Consider the following 1,847-nt stretch of genomic DNA (forward strand, 5'->3'; position numbering starts at 1 on the left):
CCCAAACGGACGTCGACTCACCTGGTCGCCCAAGGGCGAGGGCGGCGGGTATGGTCGAGGGCGACTAGTGCCCTCCGCCTGAAATTCGTGCGATATATCGGGCGAGGGAGTCGAGGATCTCCTCGGCTGTCTTCTTCCAGACGAACGGTCTTGGGTTCTTGTTCCAGTTGTTGATCCACTCGCGGACGTCTTTCTCCAGCGCTTGGACGCTTTGTGGACGCCGCGGCGTAGGAGTTGGTCGGTGAGGAAGGCGAACCAGCGCTCTACCATCGTCTCGGTCATGATCTACCCTTCCTCACCGAGCCCCGCTCGGCATGTCAGGCCAGCCCGATCCACCGTTAATCAGACAGTCCCCACTTACCCGACGAATTTCAGGCGGAGGACACTAGTCGAGGTCGTGGCTTTGAGGAGTTGGATGGTTAGCCGTGCGCTTTGTACGCCGTTGACGATGGCGGTGCTCAGCCTGCTGCGCGAGCGACCGCGCCACTCTGAGCCGTTATCCAGGACATCGAAAATGGAGATCTGCCATGGCTGTAGAGGGGTTCCCGCCACGTTCACTGAAGCTCATGAACAAGGTATTCATCTGGTTGCAGCGCCGTGGCCGAGTGGTCGGCACGATGCGCGTGTTGACCGTACGCGGGCGAAAGACCGGCAGGCGCCAGACGACACCGGTGTCGCCCTTGCCCGTCAACGGCCACGACTATGTCACGGGTTACGGCCAGAGCGACTGGGTGAAGAACGCCCGCGCAGCGGGCGAGGGGACGCTGGCGAAGGGCAAGCAGCAGCGTCGGGTGAAGCTGGTTGAGCTTCCCGAGCATGAACGCGGCCCGGTACTGCGCGAGTTTCCCGCGAAGGTGCCGCACGGTGTGGACATGTACCTCCGGTACGGCCTCGTTGCAGGGCCGACACCGGAGGATTTCGAAGCCGCCGCGCCAACGGTCACGGTGTTCCGGATCGAGCCGCTGTAAGTGCAGTGAGCGCTGACCGGCATCGACCAGTGGGGCGAGTTTCTAACCGCGTACTACCAAATGCTGACCTTTGTCGCTGCTCCGCGTCTGGAACTCCCCGGCGGGAAGGATTCCTCGAATGAGTTCGTCGTTCCAGCGCCACCAGAGGAGTTCTGGGCCGCCTGCTGGCTCCGGTCGCGACGTCCCGCCGGTTGGAATCGTGGCTGCCACGCTCGCCACCACCGGCGGCTGCAAGGAGCGTTCCTCGGAGGCGGCATATGGCCCGCGTTCCTGGGCGCAGCCGCCGGGCTGGCGTGGGCGCTCTGCGCCGCGTTCGTTCTCCGCTTTCGTCAAAGACCGCTTCCTTGGAGTGGCGTTGAATACGGCTCTGTTCGCAGGCGTGGTCACCACGGGCCTGGTCGTTGCAGCCGGCCTACTCGGCGCCATTGAACGCATCGGGGCCGGACTGTCCGAGCAGGCGGCAGCCGAGGCATTCGCCAGCCCGACAGCCGAGAACATGGGCGTCTTCTTCAACATCGCCAACGGATCCACTGAGTGGCTGATCATGCCCGCCGCGGTATTGCTGGCCTGGCGCATCGGCGGACGGCGGCGGCATCTGGTGGCCGCAGCGGTGGTGGTCTTCTACCTGGTCCGGGCCTGGACCTACCTGTACTTCGGGCCGCACGTGATGTCCATCGAAGCCGCCATCACCCAGTCTGGCGGCACCGTCCCCGCGGACATGATGACCGACGTCCAGCATTGGACGTCACTGAACCAGATCAGAACCGTCCTGGACGCAATCGTCTACAGCCTGCTCCTCCTGGCCGCCTTCACCCCTCTCCGGCCACCAACCACGCCAGCACAAGCACCCCGACGCCTCGAGCCCAGTGTCCGGTGACC

General features: G+C 64.4%; 2 protein-coding genes. Both read left to right on the plus strand.

Going from position 1 to position 1,847, the window contains the following annotated elements:
• Positions 1–566 precede the first annotated feature (566 nt).
• A complete protein-coding gene (locus ABN034_RS34160) occupies positions 567–968 on the plus strand; it encodes a PNPOx family protein (protein WP_349695095.1) in 402 nt (133 codons plus the stop codon).
• Positions 969–1,167: 199 nt separating this feature from the next.
• Positions 1,168–1,845, plus strand: coding sequence for a hypothetical protein (locus ABN034_RS34165; RefSeq protein ID WP_349695096.1), 678 nt, complete (start codon positions 1,168–1,170; stop codon positions 1,843–1,845).
• The last annotated feature ends 2 nt before the right edge of the window (positions 1,846–1,847 follow it).

Source organism: Actinopolymorpha sp. B11F2, assembly GCF_040195635.1.
Lineage (GTDB): Bacteria > Actinomycetota > Actinomycetes > Propionibacteriales > Actinopolymorphaceae > Thermasporomyces.

Coding starts and splice junctions, on each gene's coding strand:
- ABN034_RS34160 (WP_349695095.1), top strand. CDS start 567: ATGAACAAGGTATTCATCTGGTTGCAGCGCCGTGGCCGAGTGGTCGGC.